Source organism: [Clostridium] celerecrescens 18A, from assembly GCF_002797975.1.
In the GTDB taxonomy this organism is placed as follows: domain Bacteria; phylum Bacillota; class Clostridia; order Lachnospirales; family Lachnospiraceae; genus Lacrimispora; species Lacrimispora celerecrescens.
In genome coordinates this window covers 2,703,380-2,718,715 of the sequence record NZ_PGET01000001.1, presented here as the reverse complement: position 1 = coordinate 2,718,715, position 15,336 = coordinate 2,703,380, and the positions used below count along the sequence as shown (strand labels likewise).

Here is a 15,336-nt window from a genome sequence, read left to right as displayed (position 1 = left end):
TGGACTACGTGGCTTTGGCGTGACTCCCTTTAACCGGCCCAAACGAGAAAGAAGATATAGGAGTGTGTTCACAATGAGTAAAATAAGAACAAGATACGCACCGAGTCCTACGGGCCGTATGCACGTAGGAAATTTAAGAACTGCATTGTATGCTTATCTGATTGCTAAACATGAGGGCGGCGATTTCCTTCTCCGCATTGAAGATACAGATCAGGAACGTTATGTGGAAGGTGCTGTCGAGATCATTTATAGAACCTTAAGAGAGACCGGGCTTATCCATGACGAAGGTCCGGATAAGGATGGCGGCGTAGGCCCCTATGTACAGAGTGAGCGCCAGGCCTCCGGTATTTATTTAGAATATGCGAAAAAGCTTGTGGAAAAAGGGGAAGCTTATTACTGCTTCTGTACTCAGGTGAGGCTTGATTCCCTTAAAAAGACCGTGGATGGCCAGGAGATCATGACTTATGATAAGCACTGCCTCCATCTTTCCAAAGAAGAGGTTGAAGCCAATCTGGCTGCGGGAATGCCTTATGTCATCCGCCAGAACAATCCTACGGATGGAACGACTTCCTTCCATGATGAGATATACGGAGACATTTCCGTGGACAACTCGGAGTTAGATGATATGGTACTAATCAAATCCGACGGATATCCGACATATAATTTTGCAAACGTAGTAGATGATCATCTCATGGGAATTACCCATGTAGTGAGAGGAAACGAATATTTGTCCTCTTCCCCAAAGTATAACCGTCTTTATGCCGCTTTTGGCTGGGACGTTCCGGTATATGTGCACTGTCCGCTGATTACCAACGAGGAGCACAAGAAGCTGAGTAAAAGAAGCGGTCATTCCTCTTATGAGGATCTGATCATGCAGGGCTTCATATCTGAAGCTGTTGTGAATTACGTTGCTCTTCTGGGCTGGTCCCCGGTAGGCAATCAGGAGATTTTCTCCCTGGATGATCTGATAAAGGAATTTGACTTCCGTAATATCAGCAAATCCCCGGCAGTTTTTGATATGACCAAGCTGCGGTGGATGAACAGTGAATATATGAAATCCATGGACTTTGAGCGGTTCTATCAGCTGGCAGAGCCTTATCTGAAGGCAGTTGTTAAGAAGGATTTAGACTTAAAGAAAATCGCAGCCATGGTTAAAACAAGAATTGAAGTTTTTCCGGATATTGCAGAACATATTGATTTCTTTGAGACTTTACCGGAATACGATACGGCCATGTATACCAATAAGAAGATGAAGACAGGCAGCGAAACCTCCCTTGACTTATTGCAGGATGTGCTTCCAATTCTGGAAGCTCAGGAGGATTACAGCAATGATGCGCTGTATGAAACGCTTTCAAAGTATGTTTCCGAAAAAGGGTATAAAACCGGTTTTGTTATGTGGCCCATCCGCACCGCAGTTTCAGGAAAGCAGATGACTCCCGCAGGCGCTACCGAGATTATGGAGGTCCTTGGAAAAGAGGAGACCCTTATGAGAATAAGAAAGGGAATCCAGCTTTTAAGCAATGGAGCGTGTTAAATGATAATTGCAGAAGCAGAGGCTCCGGATGTGACCGGGCCTCTGCTTTTGTTTTGACTTACTACCCGCTAAAATGATGACTGGAATCCTGCTTTAGGCATGATTCCTAAAACGGAGGAAAACATGAAGGAACAGGTCACATATGAGGGAGCCCAGAAGGAGGCAATCCTTCACCACAAAGGTCCCATGCTGGTCCTTGCAGGGCCAGGTTCAGGAAAGACCTTTACCATCACCCACCGGATATGCCATTTAATTGAGACATACGGTGTGGATCCGTCAAATATCCTGGTCATCACCTTTACCAAAGCAGCTGCCAGGGAGATGAAGGAACGTTTTGAAAGCCTTGTGGACGGCAGGCCGTCTGCAATCAGCTTTGGAACCTTTCATGCCATATTTTTCCGGATCTTAAAGTTTGCCTACCGGTACGATGCCCGAAGCATTGTAAGGGAGGAGCAGAAGATCCAGTACATAAAGGAAGCTATGGATAAGAACCAGGTAGAGGTGGAGGATGAGGCGGAATTTGTGACTTCTATCCTGTCGGAAATCAGCTCTGTAAAAGGCGAGATGATTGACTTGGATCATTATTATTCCAAAAACTGCTCTGAGGAAATATTCAAACAGCTTTATCTCACATATGAGGACCGGCTTCGTAAGGCCAATCTCATTGATTTTGACGATATGATGGTGATGTGCTATGAATTATTTGTCCAGAGGAAGGACATCCTGGAGGCATGGCAGAAAAAGTACCAGTATATTCTGGTGGATGAGTTTCAGGATATTAACCGGGTGCAATATGAAATTGTCCGGATGCTGGCCGCGCCGGAAAACAACCTGTTTATTGTAGGGGATGATGACCAGTCTATCTATCGTTTCCGGGGAGCAAAACCGGAAATTATGCTGGGCTTTGAAAAGGATTACCTAGGAGCAAAAAAGGTTCTTTTAAATATCAATTTCCGAAGTACCAGAGAAATCGTGGAGTCTGCCGGAAAGCTGATCGCTCATAATGAGATGCGTTTCCCCAAAAAGATCATAACAAAAAAAGGACATGGAAAGCCGGTTGTTACAAGAGTATGGCAGGATCCACAGGAGGAAACCTTAGAGATTGTTCAGGAAATCATGGCTTATGCAAAAGCCGGATTTGCCTGGCAGGAGATTGCAGTCCTTTACCGGACGAATCTGGGCCCCAGACTCTTAATCGAAAAGTTCATGGAATATAACATCCCCTTCTCCATGAAGGATTCCGTCCCCAACCTATACGATCATTGGATTGCAAAAAATATAATTTCCTATATCCAGGCAGCGTCCGGTGATCTGTCCAGGACCAATGTGCTCCAGATCGTCAACCGGCCGAATCGCTATATCAGCCGGGATGCGGTGGAAAATAATCCGGTAAACTGGGAATCGGTAAAATCCTTTTATCAGGACAGGAGCTGGATGGTGGAACGGGTCGAACAGCTGGAATACGACTTAAAGATGATAAGGAATATGGCGCCGGTGGCTTCTGTAAACTATATCCGGAAAGCGGTGGGATATGACGATTACATTCGGGAATACGCCCAGTACCGGAGGATGAAGCCGGAGGAGCTTTTGGAGGTTTTGGATCAGCTTCAGGAGAGTGCAGCCGGTTATCCCACTGCAGAGGAATGGTTCCGACATATGAAGGAATATGGAGAGGAATTAAAAACTCAGGCTCAGTTAAGGGAAGGAAATTCCCAGGGAGTTGCCCTTATGACCATGCATAGCTCCAAGGGCCTGGAATACCGGATCGTCTACATTCTGGACGCCAACGAAGGCGTGACGCCTCACCAGAAGGCGGTGCTCCCCGCTGATTTGGAAGAGGAGCGGCGGATGTTTTACGTTGCCATGACAAGGTCTAAGGAACGGCTTCACGTCAATTATGTGCGGGAAAGATACAGTAAAAAGCAGGAAGTTTCCCGTTTTGTCCGGGAATATCTGGAACGGGAATGACCGGGGCAGCAAAAAAGGAAACACCCTGCGGGTATACCTCTATGCCCTGAAAAAATGGGCAATATTAAGGAAACACCCTGCGGGTATACCTCTATGCCCTGAAAAAATGGGCAATATTAAGGAAAGGAGATAGAGATATGAAATCTTGTGTACACATATACTGCGGGGATGGGAAGGGAAAAACAACGGCTGCCATAGGACTGGCTGTGCGTGCCTGCGGCAGCGGGAAACGGGTGCTCATTACCCGTTTCCTAAAAACCGATCATTCCGGTGAAGTTAAAGCATTATGCGGGCTTGACCGTATTACGGTAACACCCTGTGAGCGAAGCTTTGGCTTTTTTTCTAGAATGTCCCCTGAACAGAAAAAGGAAGCAGGAATTTATTATTACCAGCTATTGGAAATGACCTTAAAGAAGGCGGTTAAGGAAAATTTTGATCTGCTGGTCCTTGATGAAATCATGGCTGTATGTAATTTTGGCCTTGTAGAGGAAACGCGGGTTTTGGAATTTCTTTCTGCACGTCCGGAGGGACTTGAAGTGGTTCTCACAGGAAGAGAACCCTCAGAAAAGCTTGTGGAAATGGCGGATTATGTGTCGGAAATAAGAAAGGTGAAGCATCCATACGACAGAGGTATTTCAGCAAGGCAGGGAATTGAATATTAACGGTAAAATCCCTTGATTTTTGCCGGATAGTTTGATAGAGTGGAAGCAGGCGACAGATGCGCCGTACAACTAGATTAAGAAAAAAGAGAGGTATCAGAATGGCACAGGATCCTAATTTAGAGCGGGATGATATGGAACCGCAGGAGGAAATGACAGTTACACTGACACTGGATGACGGATCAGAGCTGGAATGTGTAGTACTTACCATTTTCACAGCAGGCGAAAGAGATTATATAGCGCTGCTTCCTATGAATGGCCCAGAAGAGGAAGAAGGAGAAGTTTATCTGTACCGTTATTCTGAGAAGGAGGATGGGCAGCCAAATCTTGAAAATATTGAAGATGACGATGAATATGAGATCGTTGCGGAAGCCTTTGACGAATTACTGGACGAAGCGGAATATGATGAGCTTGTAGGCGAAGACGAAGAATAAACAGAGGAAAAGCCGGGGCGGTCCATAGGACTGGTCCCGGTTTTAAGATTTATAAGGAATTGTGATTTTATAAGGAATTGTGATTTTGAAACCTTGCAGATCATAGACACTACAAATAATAGAAGCATATAAAGCGAGTATTGCAATCTATCAAAGCTGCATACTATATACTACTATAATTGTATCTATGGAAGTGAGGGATAGCTGTATGGACAACGAGGCGGTACTTAAGAAAATCGAGGAAATCAACAGAAGCAAAGAGTGGTCTATGTACAGGTTATCAAAAGAAAGCGGGATCGCTCAGTCTACATTGTCCAGTTTATTTGGTAGAAGAGCTAATATCAGCCTGCCGAAACTCGGCAGGATCTGCAGGGCGTTTGGACTTAAAATGTCGGATTTCTTTTCCCTGTTGGAGGAAGATGCAAAGCGCGGGGAATCGGGCCAGGATGATTATGAAATCATTGAGATGGTGCAGATGGCGGCAATGCTGTCAAAAAATAACAGACGGCTTTTAAGGTCCATGATTATTGTGATGGAAGAACTGGAAAGAGAAAATAGAAGCAAAGGAGAACGGTAATATGGAGAAAATCGTTGATGCCAGAGGCCTTACATGCCCACAGCCGGTTATTAAGGCAAAAGAGGCATTAAAGGGTATGGAAAAGGGGTTATTAAAAGTTCTTGTAGACAATGAAATTGCAGTTCAGAATGTAATAAAGCTGGGGAATTATGAGGGTGTTTCTCCGGTTTCAGAGAAAAAAGCGGAAGGGGAATTTGAAATCCTGTTCCATGTAGACAGAGAATCCGATGAAACAGAAGAATCAGTAAAAGAGGAAGAATGTATTCCAGATGCCAGAAAAAAAGGTCTTGTTGCGGTTCTTTCATCGGATCAGATGGGAGGAGGCAATGAAGAGCTTGGGCGCATTCTGATGAAGGGATTTGTTTATGCCCTTACCCAGCTGGAAGATCTTCCTGAAACGGTCCTGCTCTACAATGGAGGAGCCAGGTTATCCGTGGAAGGCTCCCAGTCCCTGGAGGATTTAAAGAACTTAGAGGCACAGGGAGTGGAAATCCTTACCTGCGGAACCTGCTTAAATTATTATGAATTATCAGACAAGCTGAAGGTTGGCTCAGTAACCAATATGTATGAAATAGCAGAAAAAATGGCAGGAGCCCGTCTGGTGATCCGGCCTTAACCATCACCGGCTTCATGGCAGAGGATGTTTTTTATTGACAAAGCAGGGGTTTTTGTTTTATAATTCATTCAGTTATTTTTAACAACGCTGGCATGGCACCAGGAAAAATGGAAGTGCCCGTAAGAAAATTTCTTTCTTCCGGGCACTTTCCTTTTTTATCATATTTTATCACAGACGATCGTATCTCCATCTGTTTTTTGGGGCCTGGACTCTGCGGTAAAGCCGTTGAAGCAGATAGGTACAGGACAGGATGAAAAATATTTCCAGCACTGTGCTTACGATTCCAGTCAGGAAAAATAAAAAGGCGGACAATACCGTAATCACCAGTAAGCAATGCCAATAGGGCCGGTAAACCTCCTGATTCATGCAGTAAAGCTTCCAGACGATCATATACAGGCAGATAAGAAGAGAAATTGATGCTAAAAAGGATAAAATAACATGGAAGACCGCATGAAGAGGCTGTGAATCCGGCAGATAAGGCGTGATGACTGCCAGAACCAGAAGCAAAAGAGCAGTGATGCTCATTACGGTTTCTTTTCTGTTTCTGGGAAGTCCGCTTATGATCCGCTTTAAAATGTAATAAAAGTACGTTCCTATGATAATACCCCATAGGAGAAACAGATTTTTTCTGGAGGATAAATTTCCTAATACGGAAAAATTTAATGTGAACCAGTTGGTTCCCCAGGCAAACAGAATAGTATATATGGGTATAATGAAGTAAGCAGTAATGGTTAATAGGGACATAAGGCACCTCCGGTCATTCGTCTCTTCCTAGTTTGGCACTTACTTCGGAAAATAATAATAGACAAGTGTTATTTTTATATAAAATTTAATTTCAGAGGAAAAATAATGATTCAATTACCGGATGAGTTCAGGGAAAAAATGAAACAGCTTTTAGGAGCGGAGTATGATTCTTTTATTGAAAGCTATGATAAGGAACGGGTACAGGGCTTAAGGGTAAATCCCTTAAAGATTTCCAGAGAGAAATTTATTGAGATCAGCCCATTTCATCTGGAAAAGATTCCATGGGCAGCAGAAGGGTATTACTACCAGGCAGCCGAGCGGCCGGGAAAGCATCCATACCATGAGGCAGGTCTATATTATATCCAGGAGCCAAGCGCCATGGCCGTTGTGGAACTGTTAGATCCAAAGCCAGGGGAAAAGATCCTTGACCTATGCGCAGCGCCAGGAGGAAAAACCACTCATATTGCAGGGCGGATGCAGGGAAAAGGCTTCCTTCTAAGCAACGAGATCCATCCTGCCAGGGCAAGAATTCTTTCCCAAAACGTAGAACGTCTGGGAATCGGAAACGCGGTTGTATCAAACGAAGATTCCGGGAGCCTGTCTCTTCGGTTTCCCGGCTTTTTTGACAGGATTGTGGTGGATGCACCCTGTTCCGGAGAAGGGATGTTCCGCAAGGATGAGGCAGCCAGACTGGAATGGACGCCCGGGCATGTAAGAGCCTGCGCGGACCGTCAGGAAGAGATCCTTTCCAATGCAGCGGTCATGTTAAAGCCCGGGGGAACCATCGTTTATTCCACCTGCACCTTTTCTCCGGAGGAAAATGAACAGGTCATTGAACGTTTTCTTTTTACTCATACCGGCTTTTCCATCGCAGATGCAGGAACACATCCCGGGCTTTATCCGGGCCGTCGGTCATGGAGCGAATCCGGTATGGCAGAATTAGAAAAGACCTTCCGCATCTGGCCTGATAAGTCAGAAGGGGAAGGCCATTACCTGGCCGTATTAAAAAAGCGGGAAGATGAGACTTCTGAAAAAAGGCAGACCATGCCGGAGTACTGCAGCGACAAATCCGTGATAAAAGAAGTTGAAATGTTTTTAAAAGACCTTCTGGTAAACTCTGCCCCATTGCTTCATCGAAAGGAATATATTCTCTTTGGGGACCAGCTGTATCTGATCCCACCGGAAATGGTTGATTTTAAAGGCATGAAAATCATTCGTCCGGGGCTTCACCTGGGAACTGTGAAAAAGAACCGGTTTGAGCCTTCTCATGGCTTTGCTCTTTTCCTTAAAAAGGAAGAAGTAAACCGCTTCATCGACCTGCCGGCTGACGGAGAGGAAATTATAAAGTATTTAAAGGGAGAGACTCTGGCAGGAGAGACTTCCCTTTCACTTGACAATAAAAAAGGCTGGGTGCTTGTTAATACCGACGGATATTCCATCGGGTTTGCCAAGCTGGCCGGGGGGATTCTTAAAAATCATTATCCCAAAGGCCTTCGGTGGATGTGATCCCAAGAAACTTCATGTCATCAGGAAGTGGCGCCTCAAAAGAAAGAGGCTCCTTTTTGATTGGGTGAAGGAAATCCAACCGGAAGGAATGCAGGGCCTGACGGGTAATGTAACGGTAATCCGGATGATAAAGGAAATCCCCTGGCAGGGGATGACCGATGGAGTTTAAATGGACCCGGATCTGGTGGGTGCGGCCGGTCTCCAGGCAAAGACCTGCAAGAGAATGCCTTGTCACAGGGTCATAATAAAGCCGTTTATAATGAGTTCGCGCCTCTTCTCCATTTACCGGGTCCACGCAACGTTCAATGGTAGAGCCGTTTACCCGGGCAATCCGGGCGTCGATGGTTCCTTCTAAGGGAAGCTCTCCCTGGACAATCGCAAGGTAACGGCGGTGAATCTCTCTTTTTTTCACCATATCCGAAAGAATGCAGGCGCTTAAAGGATTTTTTGCCACCACCAAAAGTCCGGTGGTATCCCGGTCAAGGCGGTTGATGGCCCGGTAGATGAAGGCCTCGTTCTTTTCTTCAAAATAATAGGCGATCCCGTTAGCCAGGGTATGATCAAAGTTCCCCTGGGATGGATGAATGGGTACACCGGCCTCCTTGTTAATGACCAGGATATGTTCATCCTCGTACTGGATATGGATCGGCATGGGAGTGGGAACAATATTCTTAGAACTTTCTTCTTCGCAGATAAAAATGGTTAAAAGCTCGCCAGGTTTAAGTACGTGGGTTGTATAGACAGGCTCTCCTCCCACAGTGATTCCGTTTGATCGGTTCCGAAGCTGTCTTATGAGACTCTGGGAGTAACCCAGATTTAATAAATACTGTTTTACAGACATATCTTCAAAGGTTTGTGTTATGGTATAATTCATAGTCATTTTCATAAACCGATTCTAACATGGTGGGTGGTGATTGACAAGGAGAATCTATGGGTTATAATTAGCTGGTAGAAAATGAAAGAGGGGTTCTTAATATGTTAGATCAGGATATTTATGAAGCATTGGAAAAGGAATTAGAAAGGAACCATATAAGGGAAGATGTGGATGAAGTTCTGCTGGATTTGGCGGAAGCGCTTGCAGACAGGGGAATTATGGATAAAGAACTGGTTTTGACGGAATCCTATGGTAAGACACAGATTCAGGTGACCGGAGTCTGCTCTGAAGAGGAGGGGGAAGTGAACATCCTCATGAAGCAGGTGCGGATCGGAAAAAAGGAATTTGAAATTAATGATTATTTTCTATAAGGAGATAACAGGGCGGAAGAAATGGAGGCAGCACACTCATGATAACAATCAAACAGGAATATTCGCCAAAGGAGTTGGGGATCGATCTTCTGTGTGATTTGGCGGGAGCAATTTTATTTAATATTGGAATCTATAATTTTGCAGTAAATGCGGAGTTCGCTCCTGTTGGGGTATCGGGTATCGCACTGATTCTGCGCTATCTGTTCGGCCTTCCAATGGGCATTACCAGCATAGTCTTAAACATTCCCATCGTGTTAGTCAGTTACAGGCTTTTGGGAAGGCGGTTTTTGCTCCGTTCCATGAAGAGCATGATCATCTTTGCCCTTGTCCTGGACTATGTAGTTCCTTATCTGCCGGTTTATCAGGGAAATCCTCTGTATGCTTCTGCCTGCACCGGAATCTTTTCCGGTCTGGGGTTAACCATCGTTTATTTAAGAAACTGCTCCACAGGAGGTACGGACTTTCTGGTCATGGCGATCCGGAAGATTTTTCCTCACCTGACCATCGGGCAGATATCCCTTGTGGTGGATGCCGTGGTAATCATCGCCGGAGGACTGGTGTTCCGCAATCTGGATGCGGTCATCCTGGGCATGCTTTCTACCATTGTGACCACCATGGTGATCGACAAGATCATGTATGGCCTGGGAGCCGGAAAACTGGTTTTTGTGGTTACCTCCCATGCGGAAGAGGCGGCACAGAGAATTGAGGAAAGTACCGGACGTGGCTGCACCTTTCTTCAGGGACAGGGTTCTTATTCCCTGAATGAAAAGAAGGTGATCATGTGCGCATGCAATAACAGTCAGGTGGTGCCCATCCGCCGTGCGATTCACGAAACAGACAAAGAGGCTTTCCTCATCATCACGGATTCCAATGAGGTCTACGGCGAAGGGTTTAAAGCCATCGGAGGCCAGCTGTAGCCGCTCCTTTATTTTATGCCGGATTTCCCCCGGCCGGATGTATGGCCCACAATCGAATCTTTTTTTAAGAAACTGGCTCTTTTGACGCTGTCAGTTCCGAATTTGCCGCGGATATGATCCACGGCTTTTTCCATTTCCTTCATCTTGCGGGCCTGCTCTGACTCAAATAAATTAAGCTGGCAAAACCCTTCCTCAGAAATCTTGGTGGCACGCACGCCGATTAAGCGAAGAGGGGTGCGGTCCCAAAGCTCCTTAAGCAGGTTACAGGCGTTTTCATAAATCACAGTCGTGGAGTCCGTAGGATTGTTTAAGGTCATCTGATGGGACCTGGTATGAAAATTCCAGTCTTTGATCTCCACACAGACACAGTCAGATAAGACATGGTCTGAACGGAGACGGGCGCCCACGGTTTCGCATAGGGACAGGAGAACCTGGCAGGCCACGTCTAAGTCGTCGATATCATGGGAAAGGGTGGTACTGTTTCCGTAACCCTTGTTTAAGGGCTCCCGTTCTTCCACGGGCGAGGTGTCAATGCCCATGGCATAATCATGGATCAGCAGTGCATACTTTTCCCCCAGCAGGGGTTTTAAGTGACTTACGCTGCAGGCCGCCAGTTCCCCTATGGTGTGGATGCCGATGCCTTCCAGCTTTTTCTGGGCGGAATGGCCCACAAAAAACAGTTCCCGTATGGGAAGCGGCCACATTTTGGAAGGTATTTCATGGGCAAACAGGGTATGGCAGAGATCGGGCTTTTTAAAATCCGATGCCATTTTAGCCAGGAGCTTATTGGGAGCCACACCGACATTCACCGTAAACTTCAGCTCCCGCCAGATCCTTTCCCGTATCTGATTTGCCACCTCCAGCGGGGGGCCGAAGAGGTGGATGGTAGAGGTCATGTCAAGAAATGCCTCGTCGATGCTGAATTTTTCAATGTCTGGAGTGTAATCGGACAAAAGCTCCATAAGCTTCCGGGATTTATCAAGGTATACGTCAAACCGGGCCGGAACAACGGTAAGGGTTGGGCACTTGCGCAGAGCCTGGCTGATGGGCTCTCCGGTTATGATTCCAAATGCTTTTGCGGGCGTGGATTTTGCCAGAACGATCCCATGCCTTAAAGAGGCGTCGCCGCCTACAGCCGATGGAATAGTACGTAAATCAAGGGCGCTAAAGTCAGCTTCCAGCCGGCTGACGGATTCCCAGCTTAAAAATGCGGAGTTCACATCTATGTGAAAAATTAAGGGCTCCGGTGCCATGACATACCCTCCTTAGGCATCATTTACTTAAATTTCTTTCTTTTCTTATTATACCGAAAATACGTTCGGAAAGTAAAGGGGAATAATTAAAAAACCATTGGAATAGGATAAAATAAATCCATGGGGGAGGCTCTTTCATGAGGCATGCCATAGGAATCCTGCTGGCAGCAGCGTTTGTCTTTCTTATAGGGACAGGGGCCGCCGCGGTCTGGCTGACGGGAAAAGAGGCCGTTAATGATAACGCAACAGTAACAGAGGAGAAGGAAGAAAAAAACACAACGATTCAGACAAAGGATGAGCTGAATCTTTATGCCCAATCAGCAGTTTTGATGGACGCCTCAACCGGCCGTGTTTTATATGGAAAAAATGAGAAACTGGTCCGGCCCATGGCCAGCACCACAAAAATCATGACTTGCATCCTCGCCCTGGAGAGCGGGAATCTTTCTGACACGGTAACAGCCAGCCAGAATGCGGCTTCCCAGCCTAAGGTTCATTTAGGGGTCTATAAGGGAGAGACGTTTCTGCTAAAGGATTTACTCTACAGCCTGATGCTGGAATCCCATAATGATGCTGCCATGATGATCGCAGAGCACATAGGAGGGAGCCAGGAGGGATTTGCCAGGCTGATGAACCAGAAGGCCAGGGATTTAGGCTGCGAAGATACCTATTTTATTACACCTAATGGGCTGGATGCCAAAGAAGAAAAGGATGGACAGGTGAAGATCCATTCCACAACAGCCGCAGATTTAGCCAGGATCATGAATTACTGCATCGGCCAGTCTCCCAAAAAAGAGGAATTTCTTGATATTACGGCAACAAGAAGCTATGCCTTTGCTGATCTGGAAGGAAAACGTTCTTTCTCCTGCAATAACCACAATACCCTCCTGGCCATGATGGACGGGGCATTTTCAGGTAAGACAGGGTTTACCGGAGGAGCCGGCTATTCTTATGTGGGAGCTGTCCAGGATGATGGAAGAGTTTATACCATCGCCCTTTTAGGCTGCGGATGGCCGCCTCATAAGGCTTATAAATGGTCAGATGCAAGAAAGCTGTTCCAATACGGGATGGAACGCTTTCATTACAGGAACGTATTTGAAGACGTCAGCCTTCCGGATATTCCTGTAATCGATGGGATTTCTTCCTCCGGACGCCTGGATGAACCGGTCCTTGTATCCTGCAGCATAGGCGGGGAGGAAGAAAAGAGCTTAAACCTCCTTTTGGCGGATGAGGAAGAGGTTACGGTACAGACTGAGGTCCCCAAGGAATTAAATGCTCCGGTACGTAAGGGACAGACGGTGGGAACTGTTATTTACCGCTTAAACGGAGAGGTCGTAAAAAGCTATCCGGTATATCTGACGGCCGGAGCAGACCGACTGACAACGGCCTGGTGCATAAAAAATATTTTCCATAAATACTTATCCATGCCTGGAGTTATGGGACTTATCCCTAACTGACCGAATACATAAAAGAGTGAGGCGTAAGGAAACAATAGCGTTCCCTTACGTCTCATTTTTGTTCTTTATTAACAGCAGTCCGAATTACATTCCGTTTTAAAGGAGATACTGATATTTCAAAGGGATTCCTGACAGAAACGGCAGAAAATAAATTGTATAAAACATTGCCACATGGTATATTAGGAGTGTTTGTTTATACAAGGAAAGGAAATTACAAAAGTATGAATATGAAAAAGATCGCAACAGTGCTTGTGGGCAATACCATTTATGCTCTGGCCGTATCCTTGTTTATTCTGCCGGGGGGACTGATCACAGGCGGAACCACCGGACTTGCTTTGGTGGCCCATCACCAGTTTGGCATTCCCGTAGCTGCCTTTGTCGGAGCCTTTAATATTATCATGTTTGTGGCGGGAGCCTTCTATTTGGGAAAGCAATTTGCATTCACAACCATGATCAGTACTTTTTATTATCCGTTTATATTAGGAGTATTTGAAAATCTGTTCGGTCAGGCTGCAATGACAGATGACCGGATGCTGGCCACTGTTTTTTCCGGACTTTTGATCGGAGCGGGCATCGGTATGGTGATACGGGCCGGTGCTTCCACCGGAGGAATGGATATTCCCCCTCTGGTCCTTAATAAAAAAATGAATCTGTCCGTATCCATGACCATGTCGGCCTTTGACTGCCTGATCCTTCTTTCACAGATGTTATTTTCCAATAAGGAGCAGATCCTTTACGGAATCCTGCTGGTGCTTACCTACAGCACAGTTCTTGATAAGGTACTCTTAATCGGCCGCAACCAGATGCAGGTAAAAATCATAAGTGAAAAGTATGAGGAGATCAGCCAGGCGATCCAATCCCGGATGGACAGAGGAACCACCTTGCTTGCCAGTGAAGGAGGATATTTAAGAACGGCTTCCTTTACGGTTCTAACCGTAATTTCCGGGAGGCAGCTTTCAAAGCTGAACGAACTGGTCATGGGGATCGATCCCAGTGCATTCATGATCATTAACCAGGTCAATGAGGTGCGGGGAAGGGGATTCACCCTTCATAAAGAATATAAATAATGGATAAAGAACAGACGAGAATCTTACGGAAAGATGACTAAGGTTTACGGTTTTAGAAACCCTATTGACTTAACAGTCTGGCAGGTGCTAAACTGTACCCGGATTAGAAAATGGACGCAGGGAGGAACCAGGAAATGCTGAAAAAGAAAATCAGTTTATTATGTTTTGCCGTCGCTTTTGCTGTGCTGTTGACAGCTGGCTGCGGCAGGAAGCAAGCTGCAGATTTGGGCGGAGCTCCTTCGGAAGCGGCAAACTCAGAGACTGCGGCCGTCAGAATGGAGAAATCCGGGACAAATCAAGGAGATGAGAAAACGGTTCCGGAAGAGGATATGGGCCAGTCAGGGCCGGGAATAGAGGCCGTGGAGAGTGAAGAAAGCACTGGAGCGGGAAAAAAGGTGGAGGCGTTTGCCGAAAAGATTCAGGAAGCGGTAGGAGACCGGGATCTGGAAGCATTTGCAGACCTGCTGTTTTATCCCTGTGTTTTCGTAACAGCAGATGAGGAGACGATCACCCTTAATAACCGGGAAGATTTATTTAAGCAGAACCCTGATATGGTATTTGGAGATGATCTGATGGTAGCGGTGGCCAATGTGGATACAGTTTCACTGAACATGACGGATAAAGGCGTGACCATGGGAGAAGGAACATCGAAAATCACCTTTCAGAAACGGTCAGACGGTAGCTTCGGAATCATTGAAATCAGGGAATAAGTAACACCCTTAACAGGAAGTAAAGAGGAAAAAACAAAAGTGGAAGAGTATGTGACTTTAGATGAGATGCTTTCTTTCCGGGAAAAGAAAGTGAGTATGCAGGAAGTACTTCATAAAAAGCATGAGGAAGTCACGATTGTGGCTCTTGGGATGAACATTCCCGGTCCAAGGAAAACCTCTCCCGGTATCTTTCTGGCGTTTTCCTCGGGGGGAGAAGAACTTAACCGCCTGCTTTTGGAACATGGGCTGACTGTGACGGAAGAAACTGTGGTAAAAGAGAAGGCCGGCTATTTAAAACTCTACGCAGTGAAAAGTCAGGACTCACTTCTTGTGAAAAAGATAACGATTCACATGGAAGAAACCCATCCTCTTGGAAGGCTGTTTGATATCGACGTATATGGTGAGGCTGGAATCGGGATCGGCAGAGCGGAATTGGGATACCCTGTGCGCAGATGCCTGATGTGTGAAAAGGATGCAAAGCTATGCGGCCGCAGCCGGAGCCATACGGTTGAGGAGCTTTACGGACGTGTTGAGAGTATGATAAATTCCTGGTTGACCGAAAGGGGCAGATAAGAATCTGCCCCTTTCTTAATAAATTTTAAGATTCCTTTTTTCCCAGGTTAAGATTCTCCCTTTAAAATGAAAGTATAGA

Annotated in this window: 16 protein-coding genes; 13 read left to right on the top strand and 3 right to left on the bottom strand. The window is 46.0% G+C overall.

The window, feature by feature from the left end:
- Positions 1 to 73 precede the first annotated feature (73 nt).
- The 6 genes from gltX (at position 74) to yedF (ending at position 5,788) form a co-directional block, all read left to right on the top strand.
- Positions 74 to 1,534, top strand: a complete 1,461-nt coding sequence (gltX, locus tag H171_RS12505) for a glutamate--tRNA ligase (protein WP_100305453.1) — start codon at positions 74 to 76, stop codon at positions 1,532 to 1,534.
- A 123-nt stretch (positions 1,535 to 1,657) separates the two neighbouring features.
- Positions 1,658 to 3,502 (top strand): ATP-dependent helicase, encoded by a 1,845-nt coding sequence (locus tag H171_RS12500; RefSeq protein ID WP_100305452.1) that lies wholly within the window; start codon positions 1,658 to 1,660, stop codon positions 3,500 to 3,502.
- A gap of 137 nt (positions 3,503 to 3,639) precedes the next feature.
- On the top strand, positions 3,640 to 4,164 hold the full coding sequence (locus H171_RS12495; protein WP_100305451.1) for a cob(I)yrinic acid a,c-diamide adenosyltransferase: 525 nt from the start codon (positions 3,640 to 3,642) through the stop codon (positions 4,162 to 4,164).
- A gap of 98 nt (positions 4,165 to 4,262) precedes the next feature.
- Complete coding sequence (locus H171_RS12490; protein ID WP_054789827.1) at positions 4,263 to 4,595, top strand: DUF1292 domain-containing protein; 333 nt, start codon at positions 4,263 to 4,265, stop codon at positions 4,593 to 4,595.
- Between the two features lie 208 nt (positions 4,596 to 4,803).
- On the top strand, positions 4,804 to 5,172 hold the full coding sequence (locus tag H171_RS12485; protein ID WP_157803157.1) for a helix-turn-helix domain-containing protein: 369 nt from the start codon (positions 4,804 to 4,806) through the stop codon (positions 5,170 to 5,172).
- A gap of 1 nt (position 5,173) precedes the next feature.
- Positions 5,174 to 5,788, top strand: a complete 615-nt coding sequence (gene yedF / locus H171_RS12480) for a sulfurtransferase-like selenium metabolism protein YedF (protein ID WP_100305449.1) — start codon at positions 5,174 to 5,176, stop codon at positions 5,786 to 5,788.
- 168 nt (positions 5,789 to 5,956) lie between these two features.
- Here yedF and H171_RS12475 read toward each other — a convergent pair whose 3' ends face one another.
- Positions 5,957 to 6,532, bottom strand: a complete 576-nt coding sequence (locus H171_RS12475) for a hypothetical protein (protein ID WP_100305448.1) — start codon at positions 6,530 to 6,532, stop codon at positions 5,957 to 5,959.
- Positions 6,533 to 6,637: 105 nt separating this feature from the next.
- On the opposite strand from H171_RS12475, the gene H171_RS12470 reads away from it, so the two are divergent.
- On the top strand, positions 6,638 to 8,038 hold the full coding sequence (locus H171_RS12470) for an RsmB/NOP family class I SAM-dependent RNA methyltransferase (protein WP_207655190.1): 1,401 nt from the start codon (positions 6,638 to 6,640) through the stop codon (positions 8,036 to 8,038).
- Here the strand turns inward: H171_RS12470 and H171_RS12465 are convergent.
- Positions 8,001 to 8,924 carry an RluA family pseudouridine synthase gene (locus H171_RS12465; protein WP_100305447.1) on the bottom strand — a complete coding sequence of 308 codons (924 nt, stop codon included), beginning with the start codon at positions 8,922 to 8,924 and terminating at the stop codon, positions 8,001 to 8,003. The two genes, H171_RS12470 and H171_RS12465, sit on opposite strands and share 38 nt — an antisense overlap.
- Positions 8,925 to 9,013: 89 nt before the next feature.
- Between H171_RS12465 and H171_RS12460 the strand changes: the two genes are divergently transcribed.
- Complete coding sequence (locus H171_RS12460) at positions 9,014 to 9,283, top strand: U-box domain-containing protein 56 (protein WP_100305446.1); 270 nt, start codon at positions 9,014 to 9,016, stop codon at positions 9,281 to 9,283.
- Between the two features lie 38 nt (positions 9,284 to 9,321).
- Positions 9,322 to 10,200 carry a YitT family protein gene (locus tag H171_RS12455; protein WP_100305445.1) on the top strand — a complete coding sequence of 293 codons (879 nt, stop codon included), beginning with the start codon at positions 9,322 to 9,324 and terminating at the stop codon, positions 10,198 to 10,200.
- An 8-nt stretch (positions 10,201 to 10,208) separates the two neighbouring features.
- On the opposite strand, the gene H171_RS12450 is transcribed toward H171_RS12455, so the two are convergent.
- Complete coding sequence (locus H171_RS12450; RefSeq protein ID WP_100305444.1) at positions 10,209 to 11,453, bottom strand: DNA polymerase Y family protein; 1,245 nt, start codon at positions 11,451 to 11,453, stop codon at positions 10,209 to 10,211.
- A 137-nt stretch (positions 11,454 to 11,590) separates the two neighbouring features.
- Here H171_RS12450 and H171_RS12445 point away from each other — a divergent pair, with 137 nt between their 5' ends.
- The 4 genes from H171_RS12445 (at position 11,591) to citX (ending at position 15,257) form a co-directional block, all read left to right on the top strand.
- Positions 11,591 to 12,907, top strand: coding sequence for a D-alanyl-D-alanine carboxypeptidase family protein (locus tag H171_RS12445; RefSeq protein WP_100305443.1), 1,317 nt, complete (start codon positions 11,591 to 11,593; stop codon positions 12,905 to 12,907).
- Between the two features lie 221 nt (positions 12,908 to 13,128).
- On the top strand, positions 13,129 to 13,974 hold the full coding sequence (locus H171_RS12440; protein WP_100305442.1) for a YitT family protein: 846 nt from the start codon (positions 13,129 to 13,131) through the stop codon (positions 13,972 to 13,974).
- A gap of 134 nt (positions 13,975 to 14,108) precedes the next feature.
- Positions 14,109 to 14,684, top strand: a complete 576-nt coding sequence (locus tag H171_RS12435) for a hypothetical protein (protein WP_100305441.1) — start codon at positions 14,109 to 14,111, stop codon at positions 14,682 to 14,684.
- A gap of 39 nt (positions 14,685 to 14,723) precedes the next feature.
- Positions 14,724 to 15,257, top strand: a complete 534-nt coding sequence (citX, locus tag H171_RS12430; RefSeq protein ID WP_100305440.1) for a citrate lyase holo-[acyl-carrier protein] synthase — start codon at positions 14,724 to 14,726, stop codon at positions 15,255 to 15,257.
- Positions 15,258 to 15,336 lie beyond the last annotated feature (79 nt).

What these genes read in the sequence shown, in the direction of transcription:
- H171_RS12455 (WP_100305445.1), top strand. Translation starts at nt 9,322, where the DNA reads ATGATAACAATCAAACAGGAATATTCGCCAAAGGAGTTGGGGATCGAT.
- H171_RS12450 (WP_100305444.1), bottom strand. Translation starts at nt 11,453, where the DNA reads ATGGCACCGGAGCCCTTAATTTTTCACATAGATGTGAACTCCGCATTT.
- H171_RS12475 (WP_100305448.1), bottom strand. Translation starts at nt 6,532, where the DNA reads ATGTCCCTATTAACCATTACTGCTTACTTCATTATACCCATATATACT.
- H171_RS12500 (WP_100305452.1), top strand. Translation starts at nt 1,658, where the DNA reads ATGAAGGAACAGGTCACATATGAGGGAGCCCAGAAGGAGGCAATCCTT.
- yedF (WP_100305449.1), top strand. Translation starts at nt 5,174, where the DNA reads ATGGAGAAAATCGTTGATGCCAGAGGCCTTACATGCCCACAGCCGGTT.
- H171_RS12490 (WP_054789827.1), top strand. Translation starts at nt 4,263, where the DNA reads ATGGCACAGGATCCTAATTTAGAGCGGGATGATATGGAACCGCAGGAG.
- gltX (WP_100305453.1), top strand. Translation starts at nt 74, where the DNA reads ATGAGTAAAATAAGAACAAGATACGCACCGAGTCCTACGGGCCGTATG.
- H171_RS12445 (WP_100305443.1), top strand. Translation starts at nt 11,591, where the DNA reads ATGAGGCATGCCATAGGAATCCTGCTGGCAGCAGCGTTTGTCTTTCTT.
- H171_RS12465 (WP_100305447.1), bottom strand. Translation starts at nt 8,924, where the DNA reads ATGAAAATGACTATGAATTATACCATAACACAAACCTTTGAAGATATG.
- H171_RS12440 (WP_100305442.1), top strand. Translation starts at nt 13,129, where the DNA reads ATGAATATGAAAAAGATCGCAACAGTGCTTGTGGGCAATACCATTTAT.
- H171_RS12485 (WP_157803157.1), top strand. Translation starts at nt 4,804, where the DNA reads ATGGACAACGAGGCGGTACTTAAGAAAATCGAGGAAATCAACAGAAGC.
- H171_RS12495 (WP_100305451.1), top strand. Translation starts at nt 3,640, where the DNA reads ATGAAATCTTGTGTACACATATACTGCGGGGATGGGAAGGGAAAAACA.
- H171_RS12435 (WP_100305441.1), top strand. Translation starts at nt 14,109, where the DNA reads ATGCTGAAAAAGAAAATCAGTTTATTATGTTTTGCCGTCGCTTTTGCT.
- H171_RS12460 (WP_100305446.1), top strand. Translation starts at nt 9,014, where the DNA reads ATGTTAGATCAGGATATTTATGAAGCATTGGAAAAGGAATTAGAAAGG.
- H171_RS12470 (WP_207655190.1), top strand. Translation starts at nt 6,638, where the DNA reads ATGATTCAATTACCGGATGAGTTCAGGGAAAAAATGAAACAGCTTTTA.